The sequence below is a fragment of the Burkholderia sp. MSMB1589WGS genome (assembly GCF_001636105.1).
Taxonomy (GTDB): domain Bacteria; phylum Pseudomonadota; class Gammaproteobacteria; order Burkholderiales; family Burkholderiaceae; genus Burkholderia; species Burkholderia humptydooensis.
This window is the reverse complement of record NZ_LNJT01000008.1, coordinates 2232234-2257502: the sequence shown is the minus strand read 5'-3', so window position 1 is coordinate 2257502 and position 25269 is coordinate 2232234. Positions and strand designations below refer to the sequence as shown.

The 25269-nt window shown below is 69.8% G+C and carries 25 protein-coding genes; 5 read left to right on the top strand and 20 right to left on the bottom strand.

The window, feature by feature from the left end:
- The first annotated feature begins 38 nt into the window (after window positions 1-38).
- The 3 genes from WT16_RS27185 (at window position 39) to WT16_RS27175 (ending at window position 2283) form a co-directional block, all read left to right on the top strand.
- Window positions 39-848 (top strand): hypothetical protein, encoded by an 810-nt coding sequence (locus WT16_RS27185; RefSeq protein WP_063534983.1) that lies wholly within the window; start codon window positions 39-41, stop codon window positions 846-848.
- A gap of 198 nt (window positions 849-1046) precedes the next feature.
- Window positions 1047-1277, top strand: a complete 231-nt coding sequence (locus WT16_RS27180) for a hypothetical protein (RefSeq protein WP_009915523.1) — start codon at window positions 1047-1049, stop codon at window positions 1275-1277.
- Window positions 1278-1635: 358 nt separating this feature from the next.
- Window positions 1636-2283 carry a hypothetical protein gene (locus WT16_RS27175; RefSeq protein WP_015603335.1) on the top strand — a complete coding sequence of 216 codons (648 nt, stop codon included), beginning with the start codon at window positions 1636-1638 and terminating at the stop codon, window positions 2281-2283.
- Window positions 2284-2335: 52 nt separating this feature from the next.
- Here the strand turns inward: WT16_RS27175 and sctC are convergent, their stop codons facing one another.
- The 10 genes from sctC to WT16_RS27125 all read right to left on the bottom strand — a co-directional run bounded on the left by sctC (window position 2336) and on the right by WT16_RS27125 (window position 13872).
- Window positions 2336-4147 (bottom strand): type III secretion system outer membrane ring subunit SctC, encoded by a 1812-nt coding sequence (gene sctC, locus WT16_RS27170; RefSeq protein ID WP_006028742.1) that lies wholly within the window; start codon window positions 4145-4147, stop codon window positions 2336-2338.
- Window positions 4148-4262: 115 nt separating this feature from the next.
- The gene (pilV, locus tag WT16_RS27165; RefSeq protein ID WP_063534635.1) at window positions 4263-5945 is read right to left on the bottom strand and encodes a shufflon system plasmid conjugative transfer pilus tip adhesin PilV; all 1683 of its coding nucleotides are present in this window, start codon (window positions 5943-5945) and stop codon (window positions 4263-4265) included.
- Window positions 5945-6424 carry a type IV pilus biogenesis protein PilM gene (gene pilM / locus WT16_RS27160; protein ID WP_009915528.1) on the bottom strand — a complete coding sequence of 160 codons (480 nt, stop codon included), beginning with the start codon at window positions 6422-6424 and terminating at the stop codon, window positions 5945-5947. Before pilM ends, pilV begins: the two co-directional genes overlap by 1 nt.
- Window positions 6425-6464: 40 nt before the next feature.
- Window positions 6465-7019 (bottom strand): type 4 pilus major pilin, encoded by a 555-nt coding sequence (locus tag WT16_RS27155; RefSeq protein WP_063534634.1) that lies wholly within the window; start codon window positions 7017-7019, stop codon window positions 6465-6467.
- Between the two features lie 32 nt (window positions 7020-7051).
- Window positions 7052-8128: a type II secretion system F family protein gene (locus tag WT16_RS27150; RefSeq protein WP_006028738.1), complete on the bottom strand. Its 1077-nt coding sequence runs from the start codon at window positions 8126-8128 to the stop codon at window positions 7052-7054.
- On the bottom strand, window positions 8118-9761 hold the full coding sequence (locus tag WT16_RS27145; protein WP_063534633.1) for an ATPase, T2SS/T4P/T4SS family: 1644 nt from the start codon (window positions 9759-9761) through the stop codon (window positions 8118-8120). The genes WT16_RS27150 and WT16_RS27145 overlap by 11 nt, the downstream gene beginning before the upstream one ends.
- Window positions 9758-10252, bottom strand: coding sequence for a type IV pilus biogenesis protein PilP (gene pilP / locus WT16_RS27140; protein WP_006028736.1), 495 nt, complete (start codon window positions 10250-10252; stop codon window positions 9758-9760). The genes WT16_RS27145 and pilP overlap by 4 nt, the downstream gene beginning before the upstream one ends.
- Window positions 10253-10265: 13 nt before the next feature.
- Complete coding sequence (gene pilO2, locus WT16_RS27135) at window positions 10266-11555, bottom strand: type 4b pilus protein PilO2 (RefSeq protein ID WP_063534632.1); 1290 nt, start codon at window positions 11553-11555, stop codon at window positions 10266-10268.
- A gap of 11 nt (window positions 11556-11566) precedes the next feature.
- The gene (locus WT16_RS27130) at window positions 11567-13366 is read right to left on the bottom strand and encodes a PilN family type IVB pilus formation outer membrane protein (protein ID WP_063534631.1); all 1800 of its coding nucleotides are present in this window, start codon (window positions 13364-13366) and stop codon (window positions 11567-11569) included.
- Window positions 13366-13872, bottom strand: coding sequence for a toxin co-regulated pilus biosynthesis Q family protein (locus WT16_RS27125; protein ID WP_063534630.1), 507 nt, complete (start codon window positions 13870-13872; stop codon window positions 13366-13368). Before WT16_RS27125 ends, WT16_RS27130 begins: the two co-directional genes overlap by 1 nt.
- A 324-nt stretch (window positions 13873-14196) precedes the next feature.
- Between WT16_RS27125 and WT16_RS27120 the strand changes: the two genes are divergently transcribed.
- A complete protein-coding gene (locus WT16_RS27120) occupies window positions 14197-15300 on the top strand; it encodes an ATPase, T2SS/T4P/T4SS family (protein WP_015603958.1) in 1104 nt (367 codons plus the stop codon).
- 173 nt (window positions 15301-15473) lie between these two features.
- Here the strand turns inward: WT16_RS27120 and WT16_RS27115 are convergent, their stop codons facing one another.
- The 4 genes from WT16_RS27115 to WT16_RS27100 form a co-directional block, all read right to left on the bottom strand.
- Window positions 15474-17063 (bottom strand): secretin N-terminal domain-containing protein, encoded by a 1590-nt coding sequence (locus WT16_RS27115; RefSeq protein ID WP_063534629.1) that lies wholly within the window; start codon window positions 17061-17063, stop codon window positions 15474-15476.
- Window positions 17060-17809, bottom strand: a complete 750-nt coding sequence (locus WT16_RS27110; RefSeq protein WP_015602941.1) for a response regulator transcription factor — start codon at window positions 17807-17809, stop codon at window positions 17060-17062. Before WT16_RS27110 ends, WT16_RS27115 begins: the two co-directional genes overlap by 4 nt.
- Before the next feature lie 36 nt (window positions 17810-17845).
- Window positions 17846-18934 carry a HAMP domain-containing sensor histidine kinase gene (locus WT16_RS27105; RefSeq protein WP_015603414.1) on the bottom strand — a complete coding sequence of 363 codons (1089 nt, stop codon included), beginning with the start codon at window positions 18932-18934 and terminating at the stop codon, window positions 17846-17848.
- Window positions 18935-19062: 128 nt separating this feature from the next.
- Window positions 19063-19611, bottom strand: a complete 549-nt coding sequence (locus WT16_RS27100) for a hypothetical protein (RefSeq protein WP_009915553.1) — start codon at window positions 19609-19611, stop codon at window positions 19063-19065.
- 290 nt (window positions 19612-19901) lie between these two features.
- Here WT16_RS27100 and WT16_RS27095 point away from each other — a divergent pair, with 290 nt between their 5' ends.
- Window positions 19902-20387 (top strand): HrpB1 family type III secretion system apparatus protein, encoded by a 486-nt coding sequence (locus WT16_RS27095; protein WP_006028727.1) that lies wholly within the window; start codon window positions 19902-19904, stop codon window positions 20385-20387.
- 129 nt (window positions 20388-20516) lie between these two features.
- Here WT16_RS27095 and WT16_RS27090 read toward each other — a convergent pair whose 3' ends face one another.
- The 6 genes from WT16_RS27090 to hrpD5 all read right to left on the bottom strand — a co-directional run bounded on the left by WT16_RS27090 (window position 20517) and on the right by hrpD5 (window position 25149).
- Complete coding sequence (locus tag WT16_RS27090) at window positions 20517-21968, bottom strand: helix-turn-helix transcriptional regulator (RefSeq protein ID WP_063534628.1); 1452 nt, start codon at window positions 21966-21968, stop codon at window positions 20517-20519.
- A 175-nt stretch (window positions 21969-22143) separates the two neighbouring features.
- The gene (locus tag WT16_RS27085; RefSeq protein ID WP_063534627.1) at window positions 22144-22566 is read right to left on the bottom strand and encodes a hypothetical protein; all 423 of its coding nucleotides are present in this window, start codon (window positions 22564-22566) and stop codon (window positions 22144-22146) included.
- Window positions 22567-22948: 382 nt separating this feature from the next.
- Entirely contained in the window at window positions 22949-23404 is a 456-nt protein-coding gene (locus WT16_RS27080; protein WP_006028725.1) for a CesT family type III secretion system chaperone, read from the bottom strand.
- 90 nt (window positions 23405-23494) lie between these two features.
- Complete coding sequence (locus WT16_RS27075) at window positions 23495-23686, bottom strand: hypothetical protein (RefSeq protein ID WP_009915560.1); 192 nt, start codon at window positions 23684-23686, stop codon at window positions 23495-23497.
- Window positions 23687-23862: 176 nt separating this feature from the next.
- Window positions 23863-24114 (bottom strand): hypothetical protein, encoded by a 252-nt coding sequence (locus tag WT16_RS27070; protein ID WP_063534626.1) that lies wholly within the window; start codon window positions 24112-24114, stop codon window positions 23863-23865.
- Window positions 24115-24141: 27 nt separating this feature from the next.
- Entirely contained in the window at window positions 24142-25149 is a 1008-nt protein-coding gene (hrpD5, locus tag WT16_RS27065; protein ID WP_063534625.1) for an HrpD5 family protein, read from the bottom strand.
- Window positions 25150-25269 lie beyond the last annotated feature (120 nt).

Genomic DNA, 25269 nt, shown 5'->3' with positions numbered 1-25269 from the left:
CGTCGAAGCTGACGGTCGGCCGCATTCCGAGAAAGTTGATGACACTGAAACACCTCCCCCCGACGTTTTGCTGGACCAAGATCGGTCACGAATCCGGCGAAGCGCTCCCGACGACCGTGCTGAGAAAGGAATGGGAGCGCCGGCTCGGAGGCGGGCGGTTTCTGTGGGGCATCGGCCAGCCGCTCGGCAACAGCGCGCAGATCGCCGCGCACCGCACGGGCTCGCTGATCGCGCTGTTCTCGCCGGCGTCGAGCAAGGCGAGGCAGCCGGAAAGAAAAACGGAAGACGTGCTGTTGTGGAACGCGTGGATCGATGCGAGCGGCCAGGTGCGTCAATTGCCGCTGCATACGTTCATCACGAGCCGCGCGACGCTGCCTTCCGGCCGGCGTCGCGAGCACTACTACGCGCTCGTGTGCGCGTCGCCGACCGAGCTCAGCATCGGCACGCGCCTGCGCGTGTATCCCGATCACCTGCGCAGCGTGAGCACGGGCAAGGTGCTCGGCGCCGCGCAGAGCGCGGCGGTCGTCGATTGCGTCGGCCGCGAGACGGAGCAGACGGGCAGGAGCTATCCGCTCGCGCTGTCGGTCGAGCTCGAGGCGCCGTACTTCGTGCGGCTCACGCAACCGAGCGTGCTGAAGGCGCGCGATCTCGCGAAAATCACGAAGGCGACGCGCGACGGCGATCTGGATACGTTCGTCGAGCAGGTCACGCGTCTGCGCAGCCAGCCCGCCGCCGCCGAGCAGGCGCGCGGGTTCACGCGGGATCTGTTCGACATGTCGCCTGTCGAATCCGCCGCGCCGTTCGGCCACGCCGCGCCCGCACATGCGCATGTGAACCATGCGTGGTGACGGGCCGCGCGTCTGACGTGCAGCCTGACGCGCGCCGCGCGACGACGCGCGAAGCGTTGCGTCGTCTGCGCACCATCGTTGCGCGCCGGTCATCTGTCGCCATCCGGTCACGGCGGCCCGATCGGGACAAAGCGAGCATCGCGCGATGCAAGCGCTTGCGATCGGCCTGTCATGTCTGGCAACGGAGGAGAAACGTCCATGTCGTCCATCCCGCATTCCCGGGAAGCCGAGGCCGCACAGCGTTTTTTCGAGGCGACGCGCAACGTCGATCGCGCATTCCGCGCCGTTCGCGGCGACGCCGGGGAGACAACGTCGAGCATCGAATACGCGGCCGCGGTGTCGCGCCTCGATCGCGCGCTCGACGAGCTCGCCCGTGCTCAGGCGCGATTCGATTCCGCGGTTCGGATGCGCTCGCGCAAGCGCAACTGAAGCGACTGCGCCTTCTCCGCGCCGCCCGCATCGACGATGCGCGATGCCGGGCTACGCCGGCGCGCGTCGAACCGGGGCGATCGCCGTGTCCCGTCTGCATGCAAAACGCGCAACGCAGCATGCGAACGCTCGCGCATGTCGGCGGCAATCGCGACAGCTCCGCACCGTCGGCACCGCGGCCGGGCCCGGACGCGGACGTTTTCGGCGATGATCCGATGCGCGCGCAAGCAAACCGGCTATCAAGTTTCGCCGCACGCTGCCGTCAACCTCGAATCATCCACCGTCACCGCGCGCCGTCACCCGCCGCCCCGCGACATGCATCGCGCGCGCGTCCGGCGCGCATGGCCCACGCTCGAACATGATCGCCGCTCCCGTCCTGCATACGCTGCTGCTTCGAACCCGTCACTGGCTCCGCCATCACACGCGCGACTTCGCGCGGTCGGATTTCTGGCCCGGCCGCACGCTTTTCGAAGCGTTCACGGTTCTCGCCGCGTGGGTGCTGCCCGCGATCGCGGGCGTCATCGTGACCGGCTGGCTCGGCAGCCACCGGTCGGTCACGTACCTTCAGGCGGCGATCCAGGAAGGCATCGGCCCGCACATCTGGAACGTGTTCGCCACGCTCGGCATGGTTCTCTTCGGCATGCTCGTCGCCGCGCCGCGGCAAAAGTGGCTCGCGCTCGCCGCGCACCAGGTGATGCTCAATACCTATTCGCTTGGCGCGCTGATGCTGGGCCTGCTGCTCGGACAGTGGATCGGCATCGGCGCGCCGCCGGCTTCCGGCCTCCTTCATGCGTTTCTGCGCACGGCCGGCATGGGCGTGCTGTTCTCGATCGCCTTCGGCCTGAATCTCGCCGTCTGGTACGTCGCGTTTCTCGCGTCGCCGAAGCGCCTGCATACCGGCTTCATGCTCAAGATCGCCCGATGCGCGCCGCAGTTCCGCCTGCCGCTCGCCGCGACGATCGTCACGGCGGCGCTCGCGTCGCTCTATCTCTACCTCGGCCGATGAGCGCGATGCGCGCGAGCACCCGGCCGGCGCGACGCGGCCGCATGCCGCCCGCTCAAGGCTCGATCACCCGCGGCGTCACGAGAAAGAGCCGCTCGCTATGGCTGTCCTGCTTGTCGGTCGAGCGGAACAGCGCGCCGAGCAACGGCAGCTTCGACAGCACCGGCACGCCCGATTGCGTGTTCGAGCGCGCGTCCACCTTGTAGCCCGCGATCAGGAGCGCCTGCCCCTGCTCGATGAACGCCTGCGTGTTGATCTCGTTCGACACGATGACCGGAATGTTGTCGACCGTCTGCTGCGACAGCTCGCCGTCGACGATCCGCACGTCGAGCTTGATCTGCGTGCGCCCGCCTTCCTCGACGACCATCGGCAGCACGCGCAGCGACACGCCCGTCGAGATGCTGTAAAGGTCGGCCGACGTGTAGCCCGCGACGCGCACGAAGAACTGCTTCTTGTTGTCCATCACCGCCTCGACGTTGTCGAGCGTCGTGACTTTCGGGCTTGCGTCGGTGCGCGCCTGGTTCGACGATTCGAGCGCGTTGATCCGCGCGAGCAGGTAGCGGCCGGCATCGCCGAGCACGGCCGTCAGCGACAGCCCGAGCGGGCTCGCCGGCACGCCGACCGAATCGTTGCCCGACAGCGAGATCGAGCCGAACGTCGGATTCAGCGAGCCGTTCGCATACGAATTCTGCGACGTGAGCCCCGTGCCCGTCTGCAGGTCGACATGGCTGTTGTGCGCGCGCCAGTCGACGCCGAGCTGCCTGAGCGCGCCGTCGTCGATCTCGATGATGCGCGCCTCAATCTCGATCAGGCGCGGCTTCACGTCGAGGAGCGCGATCAGGTCCGGGTACTGCGCCATGTGCTCGGGCACGTCGCGCACGAGGATCGAGTTCGTGCGCGGGTCGGCCTGGATCACCGGCAGGTCGGGCGCGTCGCCCGCGCCCGCTGCCACGCCGCTCGCGCCGCCGGGCAAGCCGTTCGCGTCGGGCATGCCGCCGCCGGGCGCGCGTGCCGCGCCCGGATTCGCGATCGCCGCGGCGAGCAGGCCGCCCGGGCGCGGATCGCCGCCCGCCGGCATGCCCGCGCCGTCGCCCGACTGCGCGGCCTGCATGTACGGCGGCAGCGGCGGCAACGGCGGCACGCCGCTGCGCCCGCCGCCGAGATCCGTCATCGGCGCGGCGCGGCTGATCGGCTGGCCGACCGTCGTCTGCGACGCGCGCTTGCCGTCGCCGGGGTGATACATCCGGTTCAGCAGCGATGCGACACCCGGCATCGTCACCGTCGTGCCGTCGACGTTCACGTCGCGATCGGCGGCCCACGCGTGCTTCAGCGAGAACACGCGGATCGCCGTGCCGCCCGTGCGCGCGGAATTCTCGTCGAGCCGCGCGGCGACGCTCGTCACGAGCTCGACGTAGCGCGGCGGCCCCGCGACGAGCGCGGTGCGCTGCCGCGCATTGTAGGTGACCGGATAGCGCGGATCGGCAACCTTCATCTGTTCGAGCAGATCGCGCAGGTCGCCCGTGTTCGCGTGGTCGAGCTTGACGAGCGTGCTCTTCATGTCGCTCGCGGGCGTCACGTACAGCACGGTGCCGTCGTAATACCAGACGAAGCCGAACGACGCGGCGAGCGTATCGAGAAAGCGCTGCGGCGACATCCTCATCTTGCCGCTGACGGCGCCGCTCACGCCGGGCGCAACGTTCGCCGCGATGTTCTGGCTCGCGGCGAGATCGCGCAGCACGTCCTTCACGTCCTTGCCTTCCGCCGCGTACTGGATTTCGGCGCTGCGCCAGCGGACGGGCGCGGCATCGGCGGAAAGGCTCGCGAGCGAGCACAGCAGGGACAGCAAAACGGGGATCTTGGCCTTCATGGGTCCGTCCGGTGGGAGCGCGCGCACCGTCGGTCGGATCGCGCGCCGCGAATGGGAGACCCCTGCAGTTAACCGCAGCGGCGCGCGGCGGCGCCCGCGCGCGGCGAAGGCCCGTTCAATAGAACGAATTGATCGTCCAGCCGGTCACGAGCGGCGTCTGGAGGAAGGTCTTGCCGCCGCTGCAATAGGTCGACGTCCACGGCGTTCCCGAGTAGCTGTCGTACGTCGCCCACTTGCTCGAAAGCCTGACCGTGTAGCCGCTGCGCGGCTCGGCGGCCTGATTCAGCGTGACGTTGATCGTCGCGGCGTCCTCGATCAGCTTCGTCGATTGCGCCTCGCCGTGCGCGATCACCCGGTCGCTTTGAACGTCGATCACGTCGACGACGAGACGCATCTGTCCTTCCCGCCCTTTCAGCGCGCACGTCGCGTAGCTCATGTGCATGTACGCGCTCACCGAAATGAGCCCGTTGTTGTCGAGCTTCACCGGCCGGTCGATCGTGTACGTATACGTGCCGTCCGATTCGTACGTGATGAGCGGCGGGTTCGGATAGGGGCCGCGATAGGTGTACCCGCACGAGAAATCGGTCGCGCCGGGCGTCTCCATCAGGATCTCGCACGCCGTCTCCGTGCCGCCGATCTTGATCCCCGATTGCGGCAGCCACTTGCCGTCCTGGCACGACAGCACCTGCCCGTCCTGGCCCATCGACACGAGCCCCGCGTTCGGCCGGCTCGGATCGGGCGCGCACGGCGTGTTGATGACGACGCGCCCGGTGATTTCGTACTGGTTCGCGGAGACGACGCCTGGCACGATCAGGTTGCCGTTCCGGTCCACGGCGAGCGCCTTCCAGGCGTAGCCCGTCCACGCATACGCGCGGAACGTGTCGAGCGTGAGGCGCACGTCGCCGGTTTCGTTCGATGCGTCGGTGGGCAGATCGTCGGCCGTGGCGACGGGGTCCTTCCAGTGGCCGCCCGCGCCGCGCCACACGCCGTTCTTGCAGCTCAGCAGATTGCCGGTCGCGTCGGCGCCGAGCTTGCCGTTCGCGTAACTGCCGGCCGCGCCGCAGTTCGCCGCGTCCGTGCTGCCTTCGACGAACGTGTGCGCGAGCCAGATCGGCACCTGCATCGCGTTCGCCTCCGGATGGCCGCCGACGCCGACGCGGTACAGGTAATCGCTGTTGATCTGCTGGCCCGGCCCGTTGAAGAAGATCTCGCTGGCGAGATGGCCGGCATTCGGCGGCGTGGCGTCGGCCGGATCGCATGTCGGCGAGCTGCCGCCGAGGTAGGTGCCGAGCGGCATGCGCCACGCGTCAAACGCGCCGCGCGCGAGCGCGGGCGCGCTCGTGGCGATCGAGCCGCCGCCCGGCCCCGCGCTCGCGGCGACGAGCCCGAGCTCCTTGTCGCCGATCGTCTCGCCGCCCGTCGTCACGACGAGCGCGTCGAGTCCGACGCCGCTCGCGGTGCGCTTGACGAGCACGCACGTGTGCTGACCATACGCGTTCCGCGTCTGCAGCGCGGCGGGCAAATCGTTCGTCGCCTGCAAATCGGCGAGCGTCATCACGACGGGCGCTTGCGCGTTCGCGCGCTGCAGCCACGCGTCGTAGTCGCGCTTCAACGCACGCGTCGCCGCGGCCGTCACCTGCGCCTGGTATTGCGCGGCCTGCTGCGCGCGCACGTCGTCGAGCGACGTGTCCAGCATCGCCGCGATGCCGGCGAGCAGCAGCGCGGCGATCGCGAGCGCGCCGAGCATCTCGATCAGCGCGAAGCCGCGCGCGCGGCGGCGGGAAGACATGAAATGCATCAGTACGCTTGCCCCATCCAGACCGGAAGGCCGTTCGCGATCGAAAGCCCCGCGGGCAGCGGCACGCCGTCCGCCGGCGCGTTCGGATTCGCGTAGCCGGGGCGCACGACCGCGCCGCGATACGCAACGCCCGCGAGCAGCGAGCCGTCGGCGAGCGCCGCGATCTCGCCCGCGATGTTCACGGGCGGCGGCGACGCCGCATACGCGACGACCGTGCCGCGCTCGACGTAGTTGCGCCAAAGCGGGTTCGCGCCCGGATACCACGTCGGAAACGGAAGCTGCGCGTTCGGCACCGCGCCGCGCGTGCCCGGATGCGTGCGCGCGTAGTCGAGCGCCGCCTGGCGGTAGACGGCGAGATTGTCCGCGAGCGCTTGCGCGGCGCGCGACGGTTGCAGCGCGGGAACGGCGGACGGGCCTTGCAGTGTCGCGTAGACGGCGGCGAGCGATGCGAAGGTCAGCGCGACGGCCAAGGCGTACATGAGCGGTGGCGTGGGCGATGGCGAAGGAGTCGATGAGGCGTCAGTTCGACGTCCAGACGATCGACGCGTTGTCCGCGCAGTTCGTCGTCGCGTTACCGGGGGAAACCGGATAGTCGATCGCGGCATTCCCGCCGATCGCAACCGTCCGCCAGTTGCCGCCCGCCGTCAGCGTATTGATGCAGACGTCGCGCGGGACGTTCGTGTACTGGACGGTGAAGGTCTGGCCGGCCCCCGTCACCGTGACCGCGCCGCCCCACGCGTTCGATACGTTGCCGTTGTTGTCGGTCGGCAGCGTGCTCGGAAACACCTTCGCCGCGATGAGGTTCGCATTCAGCGACGCGTTCCCGTAATTGTTCACCTGCCCCATATAAAGCTTCTTGGTCCCCGTCTGAATCGCGTTCAGCTCCTCGGCGAGCCGGTTCGTGTTCGCACTGGAAAACGCCGAGCCGAGCAGCGCGATCGCGCCGACGATCACGATCGCGGCGACGCCGAGATACGCGATGCTCTCGAGCAGCGACGCGCCGCGCTCGTGGCGGTGGCGCCGGCAGAACGCCGGCTCGTGGCGGTAGGCGGGATGGGCGGCGAGTGGTTTCATGTTGGTTTCTCCTGAATTGAAAATGCGCGACGTCAATGCATCGCGCGCGTCATCGCGGCGATTTCCTGCTGGATGCCGAAGAAGCCCGTCACGAGCCAGCCGATCAGCACCGCGAGCACGACGATCGCGACGCCGTTCAGCACGCGCATCTGCGCGGCGATCCGCGCGACGCCCTCTTCGAGCCATTCGTCGGCGAGCATCCTGAGCGCCGCGTCGAAGCCGCCGTACTCGGCGTAGATGCACAGATCCTCGACGATCTCGCGCGACGGAAACTGATAGCCGGTGTTGAGCAGCGCCTCGCCGGCGTTGAGGCCCGATTTCACGCCGACGAGCGTGTCGTCGATCCGCTCGCGCAGCCACGGCCCCGCGACCGCGCCGATCTTCAGCAGCGCCTTCTCGACCGTGACGCCCGACGCCTGCAGCGCCGAGAACGCGATCAGAAAGCCGCTGCCCGCGACGAGCCGGTAGATCGAATAAGGCGGCACGCGGTCCGCATAGATGCGCAGCGGCCCGCGCCAGCGCGGCAGCGACCATGCGAGCGCGACGAGCGCCGCAACGAGCGCCGCGACGACGACGAGCATCCAGCCCTGCACGAACAGCGACATCAGATACAGCGAGCGCGCGGCGCCGTGCCAGTGCGACGGATCGGCGATCAGTGCGAATTTCGGAATCACGTGCGTGCCGAACAGGTACAGATAGCCGATCACCATCACGACGAGCCCGACCGGATACGCGACGCCGCCCGTCACCGCGCGGCGGATCTTGCGGCTCGACTGCACGATGTCGGCGACCGACGCGAGCGCGTCCTCGATGCGCCCCGCCTGCTCGCCCGCCGCGACGATCATCTGCTCGGTCGCGGGCACCCACGCGTCCATCGCCTCGGACAGCATCCCGCCGTTCTGCACGGCGAGGCGCCAGTCGGACAGCACGATCGCGAGCGGCTCGCGCGGCTTGCGGCCCTCGCGCGACGCGCGCCATTCGAGCTCCTCGAGCACCTTGAGGAGCGGCAGCCCGTTGCCGAGCATCTTCGCGATCTTCCGGTACACGCGCAGCCGCTCGTCGGCATTCAGGCACAGCTTCGCCCAATGGCGATTCAGCTCAAGTGCCATAGCTGAACCCGACAAGCGACAGTTGCTGCCGCGCCTCGCCCGCCACCGGCGCGAGCGTGCCGACCACGCGCTCGACGCCGCGCGGATCGACGAGCCCCGCCGCGACCTTGCGCAGCGCGTGCTCGGCGAGCGTCATCCCGCCGAGCGTGCGGGTCCAGTACTCGAGCGCGCCGACCTTGTCGCCGTCGCGCAGGAACTCGAAGAGCCGCGCATCGGGCAGGATCACTTCGGCCACCACTGTGCGGCCGATCGTGCCGGCCGCGCCGCACTGCGCGCAGCCGTCGCCCGCGATGCATACGTCGTGCACCCGGGTGTCGAGGGCGAGCCGCAGCCGCGCGAAGAGGCCCGGCTCGATGCGCTCCGGATGATCGGCGAGCCGCAGCTTGCAATGCGGGCACAAGAGCTTCACGAGACGCTGGCTGATGAGCCCGGAGATCACCGTGTGATCGGTGATCATCCGCGCGTGCAGGCCGAGATCGATCAGGCGGTCGGCGATCGCGAGCGCGCTGTTCGCGTGCACCGTCGTCCACACCTGATGGCCCGTCATCGACGCGCGCAGCGCGGTCTGCCCGGACGCGCGGTCGCGGATCTCGCCGATCATGATCGTGTCGGGGTCGAGCCGCATCGCGTTCGTGATCGCCGCCGCGAACGCGAGCGCGCGCGCGTCCTCGGTGGGCGCGTTCGCCACCGGCGTCTGCACCGCGCCGTCGATCGGATATTCGATCGGGTCCTCGACCGTGATCACGTGCAGGCTGCCGTGCGATTCGTCGATCTGTGCGGCGAGCATCCGTTGCAGCGTCGTCGACTTGCCGGAGCCCGTCGGGCCGCTGATGATGTTCATTCCGTGCGGCTGCGCGCGCAGCGCGCGAAACGCGGCGACGTGCTCGGGCGCGAAGCCGAGCGCCGCGAGATCGGTCGCGTCGCCCGCATCGTTGTAGAGCAGCCGCAGCACCATCAGGCTGCCCTCGCTCGTCGGCGTCGTCGCGATCCGCACGCCGTACAGGTCGTCCGGCAGCTTGTCGCGGTCGCCGATGCTCGCGTCCTGCCGCTCGCTCGGCCGGTAGCTGTTGTCCGACACGGTCGTCATCGCGCCGTACAGCGTCGCGAGCAGGCGCTCGCCGTGCTCGCGCGTATGCTCGTTCACGCGCACGAGCTCGTTGTGGACGCGGAAGTAGACCTCGGTGCTGAAGCGGCGCACGCGGATGTGAACGTCGGACGCGCGCTCGCGGCACGCGCGGCCGATCAGCTCCTTCGCGAGCACCTGCATCACCGTGTGGTCGAGCCGCTCGCCGCCGCCCGCGACGTTCCGCCTGTACGCCTCGCGCACCTGCATCAGCGTCGCCGGCGTCGGCCGGTACGGCCGGCCCATCCGGTCGAGCCGCGCGCGATACGACAGCACGAACGGGTTCATCTCGTGGCCTTCGGCGATGAGCAGCCGCCCGTCGTCGAACAGGCAGACGAACTTGCGCTCCTCGACGCTCGCGGCGAAGTCGCCCGCTTCGCTGACGGCGCGCGGGCCGCGCGGCGGCGCGACGGCGGCGGTATCGGCAGTGTCGGCGGCAGTGTCGGCGGCGGCGGCGTGCGGCGTCGCGCGCGCGGCCGCCGGGTCGGGCCGTTGCGCGTCCCGGCTCATGATCCGCTCGCCGGCAAGGCGGGCAGCGTCGGCAGCGGCGCGGCCGCGTCGGCCGGCAGCGGCGGATAGCCCGCATAGGAAGGCGACGCCGTCGACAACCGGTACGTGCGCCCGCGATTCGACACGACGACCGCGCGCGGCTCGATCGCGGCGACGCGTCCGCCGTCCGGCAGCGCGTCGCCGCGCTGCACCTCGAATTCGGCGCCGCCGTTCATCCGCAGCGTCGCGAACGCGCGCTTGCCGACGCCTTCGATCGCCGTCACAGCGAACTGCCCGGCGGGCGCGCCGCCACCGCGCGCGCGCGCGAGCTGCGCGGTGCGCTCGGCGACCTGCTGCTCGGTCTCGAGCTTCTTCAACTGCGCCTGCAGCAGAACGGTCTCGCTTTGCAACCGTGTGAGCCGTTCGGCGGTCGCGCCGCCGTCGTCGTCGGACGGCGCGGGCCCCGCCGCGCGCGCGATGCCGGCGAAGAGCGCCGCGCCAAGCGCGCACATCGATCGGACGCGACTATTTCGCATAGAGCACTCCTTCGAGAGTCCACTGATTGTTCTGGTAAGCGATGCGCTCGACGCGCAGCCCCGGCACGTCGATCGCGCGCACGAACTCCGGCGGCGCGACGCCGCCGAGGCGCGCGTTCAGCCGGTACGCGCGCCACGCGGGCGCGGCGGCCGCCTGCTGCGCGAGGTTCGCGAGCGGCGCGCGCGACGCCTGATCGGGAAGCAGCCGGTCCAGTTTAGCGGCCGCGTCGAGCCATTGCAGACGCGACAGAAGTTGCGTCCTGACAACCGAATCGTCGACGAGCGGCGTGTCGTTCGCCGTCGGCGCGGTGAGCGGCACGTCGAGCGTCGCGCGCTCGCCGTCGGTGTCGACCGTCGCGGCGGGCTCGACGGCGATCAGGTAGCGCACGTTCGAGCCGTTGCGCGTCCACGCGTAATGCGCCGTGCCCGGCGTGCACTCGTAGCGCTCGAGCCGCCAGCCGCCCGGCGCGAGCCGCCCGAAGCGCGTCGCGCACGCGCGCGCGAACGCGACCGCATCGGGCAGCGTCGCCCACGGAGGCGCAACGGGGCCGCTTCTCGCCTGCCGCGCGGCAAGCTCCGCGCGCACCCGTTCGAGCGCCGCCTCGCGCTCCTGCGCTTCGACCTTCGCGCGATGATGCCAATACGCGAGCGCGCCGCCGAGCGCGACGCACGCCACCGTCGCGGCGATCAGCGCGGCGCGCGGCGACAGGCGCCGCTCGACGGGCTTGAGCGCCCACCAGCGCTCGGTGCGCGGCCGGCCGCCGCGGCGCGGCAGCAGATCGTCGAGCCGCTTCGGCTGGAAATTCTGGAAGCCCTGCTTCTCGAGCTCCGGCTCGCCGATCACGACGTTCCAGCCGCCCCACGCGTAATCGGTATGCAGCCGCTCGAGCGCTTCCTCGCGGCTGCCCACCCAGTCGCCGTTCGGCATGAACGCGTGGTCGCGCACCGCGAAGTACGCCCAGCGCCCGTCGGGCAGCGCGAACGCGCCGAGCCAGTTCGGCGCGGGCTGACGCCGCCCGTTGTAGAACGCGCCTTCGAGCGCGATCGCGCGCGACACCATCGCGCCGAGCGACAGATGCCCGGGCGCGAAGCCGTCGCGCGTGTTCGCGTAGCCCGCCGCCGCGACGCCGCGATCGATCCGCAGCACCATCAGGTCGAACTTCAGCTTCTTCGCGAGCTCGACCGCTTCGGCGCGCAGCTCGTTGCGCCTCGACAGCGATTGCCAGAACAGGCCGCCGACGAAGCGCTGGCGGCCGATTTGAATCACCTGCGCGCTCATCGCCGGCTCCGTTACGCGCCGCCGCGCTGCGTGACGGGCGTGATCAGGATCACGATCACCTCGCGCGCGCGCTGCGCCTCGTAGCCGCCGCCGAGCGCGATCATCTTCGGCGTGCCGACGCCGCGCTCGTCGAGCGAATCGTTCGTGCCTTCGTAGCCGCTGATGACGAGCGTCTCGCCCGACTTCATCGCGACGCGCTGCAGGAAGTTGCGCATGTCGACGTCGGGCGTCTGGATCCGCGCCTCGCCGCTGCCGCCGGTGCTGCTCGACACTTCCTTCAGCTCGAGCAGCGACGAGATGTTCGTCGAGAACTGCAGCATCACGGTGCCGTCGTCGAGCACGTGCGGCAGCAGCGTCATGTTGAAGCCCGTCGTCACGGTGCCCGGCGTGAGCGCCGTCGACGAGCCGACGTTCGCGGTGTTCGTCGTCGACACCGACGCGAGGTAGCCCGTCTGCGTCGCGACCTGCACGGGCACCGGCTGGTTGTTCAGCGTCGTGACCGACGCCGACGTCTTGCGCCGCACGGTGCCCTGCTGCGACAGCGCGCGAATCAGCAGCTTCGTGCCGTTGAAGCGGCTCGTCGGGCTGAGCACGGTTGCGGACAGATCGGCCGGATTCGTCAGCGACACCGGATTGAACGGATTCGTGATGTTGAATCCCGCCGACATCGTCTTGTAGACGAGGCTCCAGTCGATCCCGTATGCGTCGCCCGCCTTCAGCGACACGCTGAGCACGGTCACGTTGAGCAGCACCTGCCGCGACAGCGAGCGGTTCTGCTGCGCCATGAACGCGGCGACGCGCTCGAGCACGTCGGGCGTGTCGGTCACCGAGATCGAGCCCGTCGCGGGCGACGCGACCGAGCTGCCGTAGCGCGAGAGCATCGACTGGATCGCGCTCTGCAGGCCGTTGAACACCGATAGCTGCGAGTTCACCGCCGTGTTCGCCGTGTTGTTCGCGGTGAGGCCAGTCGTGCCGGAGCTCGCGCCGTTGAGGCCGCCGCTCGAGCCGCCCGACTGCGAGCCGCCCGACGTGCCGTCGCTCGTCGCGCCGCTCACGACCGACGCGTTCAGCGACGAATCGCCCGGAATTGCGTTGACCTGGAATGTGCGGGTATCGGTGAAGAAGAAGCGGATCGCGCCCTGCTCGTATTTCCAGAAGACGCCGAAGCGCGCGCACGCCGCGTCGAGCAGGCCGCTCAGCGTGCCGCCCGCGTACAGAATGCGCACCGGCGCGAACGACGTGCCGCCGCCGTCCGCTCCCGCTCCCGCTCCCGCTCCCGCTCCCGCGCCCGCGCCCGCGCCCGCGCCGCTGCCGCCCGCCTTGCCGCCGCCCGCCGACGCGCCGCCCGGCATGCCGGACGGCAGCGGCGGCACCGAACGCCCGCCCGCCGCGTCGAGAAACGCGGGCGCGCCGCGCGCGGCGCCCTCCGCGCCGCCGCCGCGCTGCGCACGCGCGGCCGCCTGCTGCGCGCTCGCGGCGACCTGCGTCGGCACCTGGGTCAGCCGCGAGATCTGCTCGGCGAATTCGGATAACGAAGAGACCGCGCGGTCGAACGACGCCGGCTCGTCGAACAGCGGCGGCAACTGCTCGCTGCTGCGCAGCTTGACGGCGCCCGCCGACACCCACAGCCCGTTGTCGACGACGACGGGCGCGAGCGCGTGCACGCTGTTGTCGCCGTCGGAGGCGCGCTTGAAGAGCGCGCCGGATTCGTTCGAATCGCGCCGCGCGTCACGCTCGATGCCGCCGCGAAGCCCGGTGCAGCCGGCGAGCCATGCGGCGGCCAGCAATGAAACGGCGAAAAAGACACGCATCAGCCCGCTCCTTGCGCGACGACGCGCAACACGTGATTGCCTCGATAGAGAATCGCCTGGATCGGCGTCGACGTACGGCCGAGGCTCGCGACGAGCGCTTGCAGCGCATCCTCGAACGAGCCGCGCAGCGTCGCCTGCGCATCGACGCTGAAATCGACGGGCGCATCCCAGACGAGCTGCCAGCCCGCCGTGCTCGCCCATCGGGACAGAACGCCGCGAATCGTGCCGTCGGAGGCGCGCACGTCCCACGTGGGCATGTCCTGAACGGACATGTCCGCAGTCGGCTGCGGCGCGGATGGCGCGGATGGCGCGGTCGACGCGGCCGGCGACGGCGCGCGAAACACATCGACGCGCGGCGCCGTCAGCGGTGCGTGATCGAAACGCTCGGCAAACGAGCCGCCCGATGCCGGATCGGTGCCGGCGGGCGGACCGCTCGCCGCGCAATCGGTTGCAAGAAGCGCGATCGCGATGAACGCGGCCGCGGCGACCGTGGCGCCGTGCATCATGATTTTCCTCGTTACTCGACTGCTGCCTTGCGCCGCTGGCCCTCGCGCTTGGCCGCCCGACGTTCCCGGATGCCGCGCCCGACGCGTCGGACTGCCCTCGCGGCCGGAAATGGCTTTCCGAACCCTGGATTACCTCGGCTTTACATAATAGGTCTGCGCACGCAGTCGCATTATTGAATTGATTATTGCGCGGCAAATATACCCCGAACAGTTTGACAAAAGCTAGTTGACGTGCAAAATTCAATAGACCATTCAATTTCCCAATCGCCGCGCGCAATGCTCCACCGCAATGCGCCGCCCATTCCATTCATTCGAATCGCCAAGATGAACCAGCATGCCGCCGCCCCGATGCGCGATCTCGCGAGCGAAGTGCTCGGCCTGATCGATCTGAAGCAGATGTTCACCGACATCCACATCGAGCAGGACCGCCCCGTCACGATCAAGACGCCGCGCGGCTGGGTCGAGACGAGCGAGGAACCGGTACTCCTCGACGACATGCGCCCGCTGCTCGACGCGATCGACGAGCACTGGGAGAGCGCGCTGCGTCAGGGCACGCTCGACCGCCCGTTCGTCCTCACGCGCTGCCGGCTGCGCTGCCACGTGTATCGCGCGGGCGGCGGCCGCAAGATCGTGATCTCGATGCGCCGGCTGCCGCTCAAGCCGCTGCCGCTCGAGGAACTCGGCCTGCCCGTGTACGTGCGCTCGATGCTCGACAACACGAAGGGCATCATCCTCGTCACGGGCCCGACGGGCTCGGGCAAGACGACGACGATCGCGTCGCTGCTCGAGCACGTCAACGCGACGCGCAACACGCATATCGTCACGATCGAGGAGCCGATCGAATACTATCTGGAGCGCCGCCAGTCGATCATTTCGCAACGCGAAGTGCCGACCGACACGCCGAATTTCCCGCACGGGCTGCGCGAGGCGCTGCGGCAGAAGCCGGACGTCGTGATGGTGGGCGAGGTGCGCGACGCGCAGACGGCCGACACGCTGCTGCAGGCGGGCGAATCCGGCCACCTCGTGCTCGCGACGATGCACACGGGCAGCGCGGTCAGCGCGCTCAACAAGCTGCTGTCGTTCTTTCCGGCCGGCGAGCGCGACCGGCACGCGGTCGCGCTCGCCGAATCGCTGATCGGCATCGTCTGCCAGAGCCTCGTGCCGAGCGCGGACGGCGAGAGCCTCGTGCTCGCGAGCGAGCTGCTGTTCAACAACAACAACCAGGTCGCGAAGCTGATCGCCGATCCGACGAAGCTGCACCTCGTCAACGAGTTCCTGCGGCGCCGGGAGGACAACATGTCGCGCTCGCTGAACGACGATCTCGCCGCGCTCGCGGCCCGCAACCGGATCACGACGAAAGACGCGTTACGGGCAACTTACAATCGGCTCGAACTGCATGAAATGATGCAGTCCATTGTCAATCGCTAGCCGTGCACGGAGCCGATCTGGCATTTTTATACGCCGGTCTAAAGTCGAAAAAAAATCATATAAACAAGCCGAATCGCCGTGTTAATCGACTGGCCACATTAATTTCAAAAGACGATTGCCATCGCGCACCTGAATCGTGCGCGATGGCCGTTTAATAATGGGCGGGATTCGCATCAATTGCCGAGCAGGCGTGTCTGCGTCCTGAGGCCGAGGCCGTCGAGCGGCGGCGAAAGCGGCGGCACCGGCGGATGCGTGCGTGACGCCGTGCGCGGGCGTGCCGCGGCCGGCGCGCTCGGCGATGCCGGCGGCGGCACGCGCGCCGGATCGGCCGGCATCGCGCGCGGCGTCACCAGCACGAGCCGCTGCTCGCCGCGCCCCGCGGCAAGCGGCAGCGCGATTGCCGCGCATTCCCCCGCCGCGAGCGTCACGCCGGACACGGTTTCACGCGACGACGCGCCGGCCGCGCGGCCGGCGCCGTCGGCCCAGCGCTCGACGATCCGCATGTCGAGCGCATAGCGGTCCGGCTGCGCGGTCTCGTGCGGCGTGACCCGCATCGCGAAACCGTTGCGCTGTGCATCGAGCGACCGCGCGTCGCCGTCGCCCGACGCGACGAATGCCAGCCGCAGCCGGCCGAAGTCCGCGCTGCCGTCGGGAAGCGTCAGCGTCGAGCCGTCGGCGTCGATCGACGCGTCGCCGTGCGCGGCGAGCGCGGCGATGCGCGCGCGCGTCGCCGCGCAGCCGTCCGGCGCGGACGCGATCGCGACGCGCGGCGCGGATGCGCTGGTGGATTCGGGCGATTCGGGCAATACAGGCAATACGGGCGCATCGCCCGCCGCGCGCGGCGCCCCCGAAGCCTGCGCGTCGTCGCGCCACCACCGCAGCCCGAGCGCATCGAGCTGCGCGGGCGCGAGCGTCGCGCCGAACGCGTCGATCCGGATCGACGCGGGCAGCGTATCGAGCTGCGCGACGAGCCGCGCGTCGCGCGCAAGCCGCGCGGGCGCGTCGCGGATCAGCACGGTGTTCGAGCGTGCGTCCGCGTCGACGATCGGCAGCGATGCGGTGAATTCGCGCACGCCCGGCACTGCGCGCCGCGCGGCGCCGTCCTGCTCGAGCCGGCGGCGCAACCGCGTCGCGAGCCCCGGCAGCGGCGCATCGCTCCCCCCATCCCCATCGCCGCGCGCGACGCGGTCAGCCGCCGTGCGCGCACGCAGCGGGAACGCGCGCGTCTCGGTGCGCACGCGCGCCTGCGCCGCCTCGTCGAGCGCGCGCGCGGCTGCGAGCACGAGCGCGACATAGCGCGGCGGGCCGGCCACGCGCACGATCCGCGCCGCGTCGTCGTAGCCGGGCCGAAAGCGCCTGTCGACGATCCGCTGCCGCGCGAGCGTCGCGCGCAGCTCGGCGGGCGTCGCGTAATTGAGCCGCACCGCCGCGCGCTCGAACGCATCGGGTGCGACGAGCTGCAACACCGCGCCGTCGTAATACGACGCGAGCCCGCACGTGCGCGCGACCCAGTCGACGAAGCGCTGCGGCGGCAACGCATCGCGCACGTCGAGCCGGCATGGCGCGTGTGCGTCGACGTCGATTGCGACGCCGGACCGGCGGCTCAGCTCGCTCAACGCGACGGCGGCGCTCACCGGCCCGACGCGATAGTCGAAGCGCGCGAGCGGCCACGCGAGCGGCACCGCGTGCAGCGCCGGCGCATGGCTCGCGAGCGCGAGCGCGAGCGCCACGGCGGCAGCCGACGCGGCCGCGCGCGGCGTCACGATGGATGATCCGCCGTTTCCGCGTCCGCGCCCAGATTCAGGCGATAGCCGGTCGCGTAAGCCGCATGCACGGTCCAGCCGATGCCCGCCGCCTTCAGCCGGCTGCGCAGGCGGCTCACGTACATGTCGACCGTGCGGGTCTGCGCGGACGCGTCCGCGCCCCAGACGAGCCGCAGCAGATCCTGCCGCTGCACGACGGCGCCCGGATGCTCGGCCAGATGCCAGAGAATGTCGAATTCCTTCGCGCTGAACGCGTGCGACGCGCCGCCGCCGGACACGGTCAGCGTCGCGCGCGACAGCAGGTAGCCGCCGAGCCGCATGCGAGCGCTATCGGCGGAGAGCGCCGCGAAGCGCCTCAGCAGCGCGCGCACGCGCGCGAGCAGCGTCTGCTTTTCGAGCGGCTTGATGAGGAAATCGTCCGCGCCGGCGTCCAGGATCTTCACGATGTCCTCTTCGTCCGAATGCACGGTCTGGAAGATCACCGGGACGATCGAGCGCGCGCGGCCGCGCACCCATGCGAGCAGCCGCTCGCCCGTCATGCCGGGCAGGTCCCAGTCGAGCAGCAGCAGATCGGCCCAGCTCTCGCCGAGAAAGCGGCGCGCGTCGAGCCCGTCGTCGAACGCCGCGACGCGGTAGCCCTCGGCCTTGAGCCAGGTGACGAGCAGCGTGCGCTGCACCGGATCGTCCTCGACGACGACGATCTGCTTGGGCTGCTGCACGGTGCGCTGCATGTTCGGTTCGGACATCGCAAGAATAAGGAACGTCAAGCGAAAAAAACGGGCTCAGCCATCCGGCGCGACGCTCGCGCGCCAGCGCGCGACGCCGTCCGGCACGGCCCGCGGCGCGGCGCCGGCCGCCGGCGCGAGCACCGGCACACGCATCACGAACGTCGTGCCGACGCCCCGATTCGATTCGGCGTACAGCGCGCCCGCATGCGCGGCCACCACTTGCGCGGCGAGCTGCAGCCCGAGGCCGAAGCCCATCGAGCCGCTCGATCCACGCTTGGCGAGCGGCGCGAAATCGGTCATCCGCCCATCCGCCGCGAGGCCCGGCAAGCCGCCCGCCCAATCGCGGATCGTCACCTCCGCGTGCGCATCGCGCACGTGCAGCCGAATCTCGACGCGCGCGCCCTGCCGCGACGCCTGCACCGCGTTGTCGATCAGGTTCTGCAACGCGCGCGCGACGAACACGCGCGCGCCGCGCAGCCATAGCGGCGCGGCGTCGTCGAGCCAGAGCTGCAACGCGACGCCGCGATAGACGGCGCTCACTTCGAGTTTCGGCACGAGCTCGCGCAGCATCGCGCGCAGGTCGAAGCGCACGAAATGGCGCTGCCGCAGATCGTCCGCGGCCGACGCGACGAGGTAGTCCTGGCCGAGCAGCAGCGCGTGCCGCGCGAGCTGCCCGATCCGCTCGAGCCCGCCGCACGCGGCGAACCCATCGGGATCGGCGTCGTGCAGTTGGGTCAGCGCGAGAATCGAATTCTGCGGCGAACGCAGATCGTGCGCAAGAAAGCGCAGCGACGCGACGCGCTCGTCGAGCGCGCGGCGCAGCGGCGTGACGTCGGCGACCGAGACCGTCGCCGCGATCGCCGGATCGTGCTCGACCGGCTGCAGCGTGAGCCACAGGATCGCTTCGTCGGTTTCGAATTCGAAGCCTTGTTCGAGCGTGTCGAAGAGCGCGGCGCAATCCGCGGGCGCCGCGTCGCCGAGCACGGCGGCGAGCGGCAGCCCGGCGCGCAGCGGGCGGCCGAGGAGCGCGTGCGCGCGCGCGGTGGCGGCGACGATCGCGCCGTCGTGGTCGAGCGCGAGCGTGCCCCACGGCTGCCGGGCCTGCATCACCTCGAAAATTCGGGCATCGGCCCGTTGCGACACGCTCAAGATCGACTCCGGCGGACGTCGGAATCCGCGAATGATTGGACGGGCCGCGACGCGGCGGCGCAAGCGCGCAGTGTGGACCGATTCGAAAGCGCTTGTCCAGTGCCGCCGCGCCGCCCGCGCGGTCAGAAGTCGTTTTTCTGGTTCAGGTCGCCCGCGCTCACCGTCACTTCGTCGGCTGTGAACTCGATGTTGCCGCCCGCGCCGCGCTTGCCGACGTTCGCGAAGTTGGACAGATCGTGGCTGCCGCCCGTCTCGAGGCGCTGGAGCTCCTTCGTCGCGCCCGAATTCAGCGTGACGTTGCCGTTCTTGTCGACGACGCCGACCGAATTGCCGCTGCCGTTGTACAGGTTGCCCTGCGAGTCTTCCTGCAGATGCAGCGCCTCGCCGCCCGCCTTCGTGTTCAGCTTCACGTCGTGCAGGCCCTGGCCCGGCTGGTTGCCCGCCGGCGCGGCCGCGTTGTTCGTCGCGCCGCGGTTGCCGGCCGGCGGGTTGTTGTCCGAATCGCTGCCGACGGTCGAATCGTCGCCGTCGCCCGAATCGCCCTGCATCAGCAGGTCTTCGATTTCGTGGAGCAGTTCCTCGATCTTCTGATCGCGGCTGCTCGACGACGTCGACGAGGGTGAGTACTGCGTCGGATTGAGAGTCTGGTTCGAAATGCCGTTAACGCTCATGATCGTCTCGCTATGAATGTACATCGACTGAGGGAAAGGAAAAAGAACGCGCACGGCCCTGGTGCGCCCGCGGTTCGACGACAAGCTTAGGCAGCGCGTCCGTGCGCGCCGCAAAGCGCGCGAAGCGGCGTCGCGGCGCCCGAAACGACCGGCGGCGGGGTGCGCGCCGCCGCCGCGCGGCACGCGGCGCTTCGTCGCGCGCGATGCCGCTTCGCGCGCGACGGCCGCGTGCACGCGCGCGACGGCGATCATCGTCGGCGGATCATCTTTTCTCGACGCATCGCACCGACATGGCGATCAAACCGTGCAACAAGGCCGCCCTGCGCGCGCTGCTCTCGGTCTTTTCGGCCGGGCTGCGCGCGAGCGCGCACGCGGACCTCGACGAACTGCTGCTCGCGCTGCGCATCTTGCAGCCGCGCAACGCCGCGGTCGACCTGTGCGACGTGCGGCTGCGGATCAGCCGGCGCGACTGGATCGGCGCGCTGCACATCCTGCGCACGCTCGAGGAACAGGAGCGCGGCACGCCGCTGTGCGCGGCGCTGCAGAGCTGGTGCCTGTACGCGCTGCAGGACGACGACTGGCGGCGCTATGCGCAGACCGTGCTGCTGTCGGGCGATCGCGCGTCGACGGCGCTCGTCGGCCGGTTTCTCGACGTGAACGAGCGCGCGAACGACGCAGGCGCGCATGACGACGATGTCGCCGCGCGCATCTCGCAACTGCTGCGGCTCGATCGGTATCAGTGGGCGCGGCGCGTGCATGCGAGCGGGATGGGGTGAGGACGGGGCGGGTACGGGTTCACGCGTCGTTCAAACGCTCCCGTTCAAGCGCACCCGTTCGGGCCCGCCGTCCGTTCACGCCGCCGGGCGGCAGCGCATGCCTCGATGCGCGCCGCCGCCGCCGCGACGTCACCGATCGAACGTCTGCGAAGGCGCCTCGTCGAACATTCGCCGATAACCGTTGACGAGCGTCGACCGGTGCTGGATGCCCCAGCGGCTCGCGATCTCGAGCACGCTCGCGGTCCGCGGCGAGTCGGACAGCAGTTCGCCGCGAATCCGCTCCATCCGCTGCCGACGGATCAACTCGCTCGGCGACAGCCCGAGATAGGTCTTGAACGCCGCCTGCAGCGCGCGCTCGGTCACGTCGATGTGCGCGGCGATCTCGCGCACCGACAGGTCGCGCTGATCGAGCCGCTCCATCAGATAGCGATACGCGCGCCGGTACTTGCCGGGCAGTCGCGCGCTGACGTCGTCGCTCGGCGCGGCCGCATGCGTGCCGCAGCGCGCGATCGCGAGCGCGGGCGCCAGCGCCGCGCCGTCGGAACGCACGTGCCGCACCGACGCGAGCGCATAGCGCGCATACAGCGCCGACGATTCGCGAATCCGCCCCTGCTGTTCGCGGACCTTCGCCGCGCAATACAGATAATCGAGCGTCCAGCGCACGTGCGTGCCGCAGCGGGCCGCGGCGTCGCGATACGGCGCGATCATCGCATCGGCGACGTTCGGCGCGTGGCCGGCGAGCGCGGCGAGCGCCGCCTCGAGCCGCACGCTGCGCTGATAGTCGGCGATGCCGCGCTGCGCGCACCAGCCGACATGCGCATCGATCCGCGCGAGCGCCGAATGATCGCCGAGCGCGAGCGCGCTCACCTCCCGCATGTAGCCGACGCGCATCCGCAACAGCGGCACCTGCGGGCCGCCGACCGCCGCCTCGTCCGCGCCCGCGCCCGCATCGACGAACGCCGCGGGCGGCAGATCGGCGAGCGCCGAGCGCCAGTACACGTGATCGCCGAGCGCGTCGGCCCGGCCGATCTGGTATTGCAGCAGCAGATCCGTGCGCAGCGCGCGCGCGAGTTGCAGCCAACGCGAATCGACGGCGTCGCGCGCGGCCGCGTCGAGCGCATCGAGCGCCGCCATCGCGTCTTCCGCGCGGCCCAGGTGGTGCATGACGACACACGCACCGATCAGGCTTTCGAGCTTCTGCTCGCCGCTCGCCGTTCGATCGTCGGCGATGCGCTGGAAGCCCGCCTGCGCGACGCCGAAGCGATTCTGGAAGAATGCCTGCCAGCTCGCGTTGCGGCAGGTCATCACGCGCGTCTGGTCGCGCGATTCGCGCAGCAGCTTCTGCGCGCGGCGGAACGTTTCCTCGGCCTCCTCGAAGCGGCCGAGCACGAGCTGGATGTCGGCATACGCATGGATGTCGCGCACGTCGGCGGCGATGCCGCCCGGCTCGCCGTCGCAGCGCGCGGCGACGAGCGCGGATGCTTCGGAGAAGCGGCCGTCGAGCACGCGGGCAACGTAAGCGTCATGCGACGACGGGTTGGCGAGCGCGGCGGCGGTAGCGAAATAGAGTGTCGAAAACATGGCGGGTCCTCTCGGCAAACGGTGTCGAATACGAAGTGTTCAAGCCCGATCCGCGCGCCGGGCGCCGCGTTTTTCGCGACGCGCCGGGCGTGGATGCGTGCCGTCATCGTCTCGTTCGAGCCGGATCCGCGCAGCAGTTTGTGACGTTCCGTTACGATTGCGGTCCAGCCGCGGCTCATCGCGCCGAGGCGCTCTGAATCATCGAGTGCGGTACGTTTCCACGTACATAAAAAACCTCGCTCTCGTTCTCGTCGACAAGTTTCTCGATCGCTCGTGCGACCGTGCCCGAGCTAACAAGCCGTTGCTGCACCAGGCGCTCGGCATCATGCAGAAGGATGTTGGCCGCCGTGCGAAATCCCCGCGGATCGCGGGTCGTGTCGACCGTGACAAACGACATTCCGATACCCGGTCTAAGGAAGCGCAATGACGTCGCCTGATTCGCACTGAACGATGGCACCTGCCCCCCGCTGCCGCCTGTGCGTGCGGTATGGCGAATGATGTCCGCGAGGTATTGGTCGTCGGTCTGGTGACGAGACCGGCCGCTGGGAACGCCGTTTTCCGCGATATCGCCTGCGTCGTCCCTCGCAGCGCGGTACACCGTCGGAGGGATCGGAACGTCTCGGCTTTGAATGTCTGCGACGCTTATAGGCCGCGCCGAGCGCGCGGATTGGTTGATGGCCTCGATCCACCCGTGCAGCGTGCCATGCCCCCCCTCTGCGGCCCGAAGTCGTGGCGGAAGCGCTGCGCGCGAGCCGGTGTGCTGCGTGCTTTGCCCGGCCGACGATCGACGCGCACCGAGACCGGCAACCGGGCCGGCCGCCGTGCGTCGCGGCGGGCGACGAGCATCGGACCGGGTTGGCCTTGTCAGCTCATGAGACTCCTGGTAATCGCCGCTTACGCGACCTGAATGAGTACCGTCGTTACTGATGCAATTTCCCATTTTGAGTGACCTCGAAGAACTTGTTGATAAATGGCGCGTGCTACACCCGCAGCCAGAAATACTCGCCGGACGCGATCCCGTTGAACATCTCGTCGCCCGATTCGATGATGTTCTGCCGCCAGTAGCGCCCGTGTTCCGCGTAATGCGCGAACAGGTCGGCGAGCGTCTCGCCGGTCACGTCGGGCGTGAGCGGCAAACGCATCAGCAGCACGATGCTGCCCGTGTCCGCGTCGATCCCGAGCTGCGCCTGGTCCTGCGCGTAGATCAACAGGTTCGCCTCGAGCAGCAGCCGGTACACCGCGAGCGTGCGGCCCGCGCTGACGATTCCATAATGGAAGTTCACGTACATCGAATCCGGATCGTCTTCGAAGTGTTCGAGCCGCACGTCGAAGCCTTCGACCTCGATCGAGCGCGTGTCGAGCACATGGTCGACATCCGGCAAATCGACGATCGCGCACACCTCGGCGATGACTTTCTCGTAGCGTTCCTGGCTCATGGCTATTCCGTTCCGGAATCCGGCACGCGGCAAAAAAACAGCCGGCGCACGAAGCGCCGGCTGTCCGACACCCGGCGAGCAGCGGCCAACTTACTGGATCTTCTCCGCGCCTTTTTGCATCAGGCCGACGGCAGCCTTTTGCACTTCCATTTCCGACTGTGCGATCGTCATCTTCATTTGATCCTGAGCCATCTGTTTCATCGCCGCGATGCCCGCATCGGCGCTGGCGCCTGAATTCAACACAGCTCCGCCAGCCTGCAACGCCGTATTAATCATGCTCATAGTCAACACTCCTTAGATAGTGCGTGCGTACACGCATCGACAAAGATCCGGCGCAACCGCCGCTTGTTGCCCATCGCGCGGCCCGCCGCTTTTTTGCCGCGCAGCGTGCGGCATCGTCCGGAACGGCTCGCGCCGCTCCGTTAGCCGCCGCACGCTGCGCGGCGAAACCGTGGCCGTCAGGCGGCCGTCGCGTTCGACTCGTGCAGCGTCGCGACGATTCGCTGCGCGGCGAGCAGCCCGCGATAGATCTTCTGCATCGCGTCGCGCTCGTAATCGCTCGCCGCGTGCGTGGTGGCCGCGCTCACGCGCTCGGCCGTCTCGCCGAGCGCGTGGCGAATCGCGCCGATCCGCGCGGCCGCGTCGGGCGCCGCGAGCGCCCGCTCGAGCGATCCGAATTCCTCCGCCGCCCGTTCCAATGCTTCGTACATGCCGCTTCTCCCGTCAGTTGAGTCCCGTCAGTTGAGCTCCGGCGCGCCGTCGGCCGGCGCGCCCGCAAACACGTGCTTCACGCCGTCCGGCGTCTCGATGTAGCGCACGTCGCCGATCTCGAGCATGCCCGAGTAAGCGACGGGCACGGGCGCGTCGCCGGACTGGCGCGCGTCGACTTCGATCGCGCGCACGTTCGGCCCGACGTCCGCGCGCACCCGCTCGACCGCCGCGCGCAACTGCGCGAGATCCGGCACGACGCCCGACACCCGAAAGCGCCCCTGCCCCGCATACGCGACCGTCGCGCCCGACGTGCCCGACGCGCCGAGCGACTCGCCGATGCTTTGCGCATCGTCCTGCGCGACGTCGTACTGCCGCTCGACGCGGTGCGCCGCGAGGCGCTCGAGCAGCTTGCGCGCAGCGAGGTCGTCGGCGGGCGTCGCGACCATTCCGGTGACGGCCACCATCGCGCCGCGCGGCGCCGCGTGCAGCTCCGCGTAGCCCGCGCGCTTCAGCTCCCCGCCCACGCGGTTCGCGAGCGCGCCGATGGTCTCGACCGCCGGCGGCGCGCCCGGATGCGCGCTCGCGAGCATCGCGCCCATCGCGAGCAGCCCGGCGACGAGCGCGCCGCCCGCCGCCGCGCACGCGGCGAGCTTGCGCTGCGCGCCGCGCCGCGCCGCATCGGCGCCGGGCGGCGGCGCCCATAGCGTCGCAAGCAGTTCGAGATCGCTCGGCCATGCGCCGTCCGCAGGCCCGACGCACAGGGCGGTTTCGCCGAACGGCACCGGCACGAAGTCGAGCATCAGGAGCGGCGAGCCGTCCGCATCGAACGGGGCCGCCGCCGTCTCGGGCGGCACGCTCGCCGCGCGCCGCGCGCGCGTCGCGCCCTGCGCGTCGATCGACAGCAGCAGGTCGCCGTCGCGCCAGTCGGTGATGCGAACCTCCGCGTCATCGCCCGCGCCGATCCGGTGCTCCCCCGCGTCGAGCGCGATTTCCGCGCCGGCGTGCAGGCCGGTCAGGATCCGCAGCAGCTTCATCGGTCGCTCCTCATCCTTGCGTCGTGTGGTTCATTCGCATCGATCGATTCGAGCAAATCGATCGAATCGATCGAGAACGGTGCGCCGTTTCGATCGCGCCGCATCGTTCATCCATGCAGC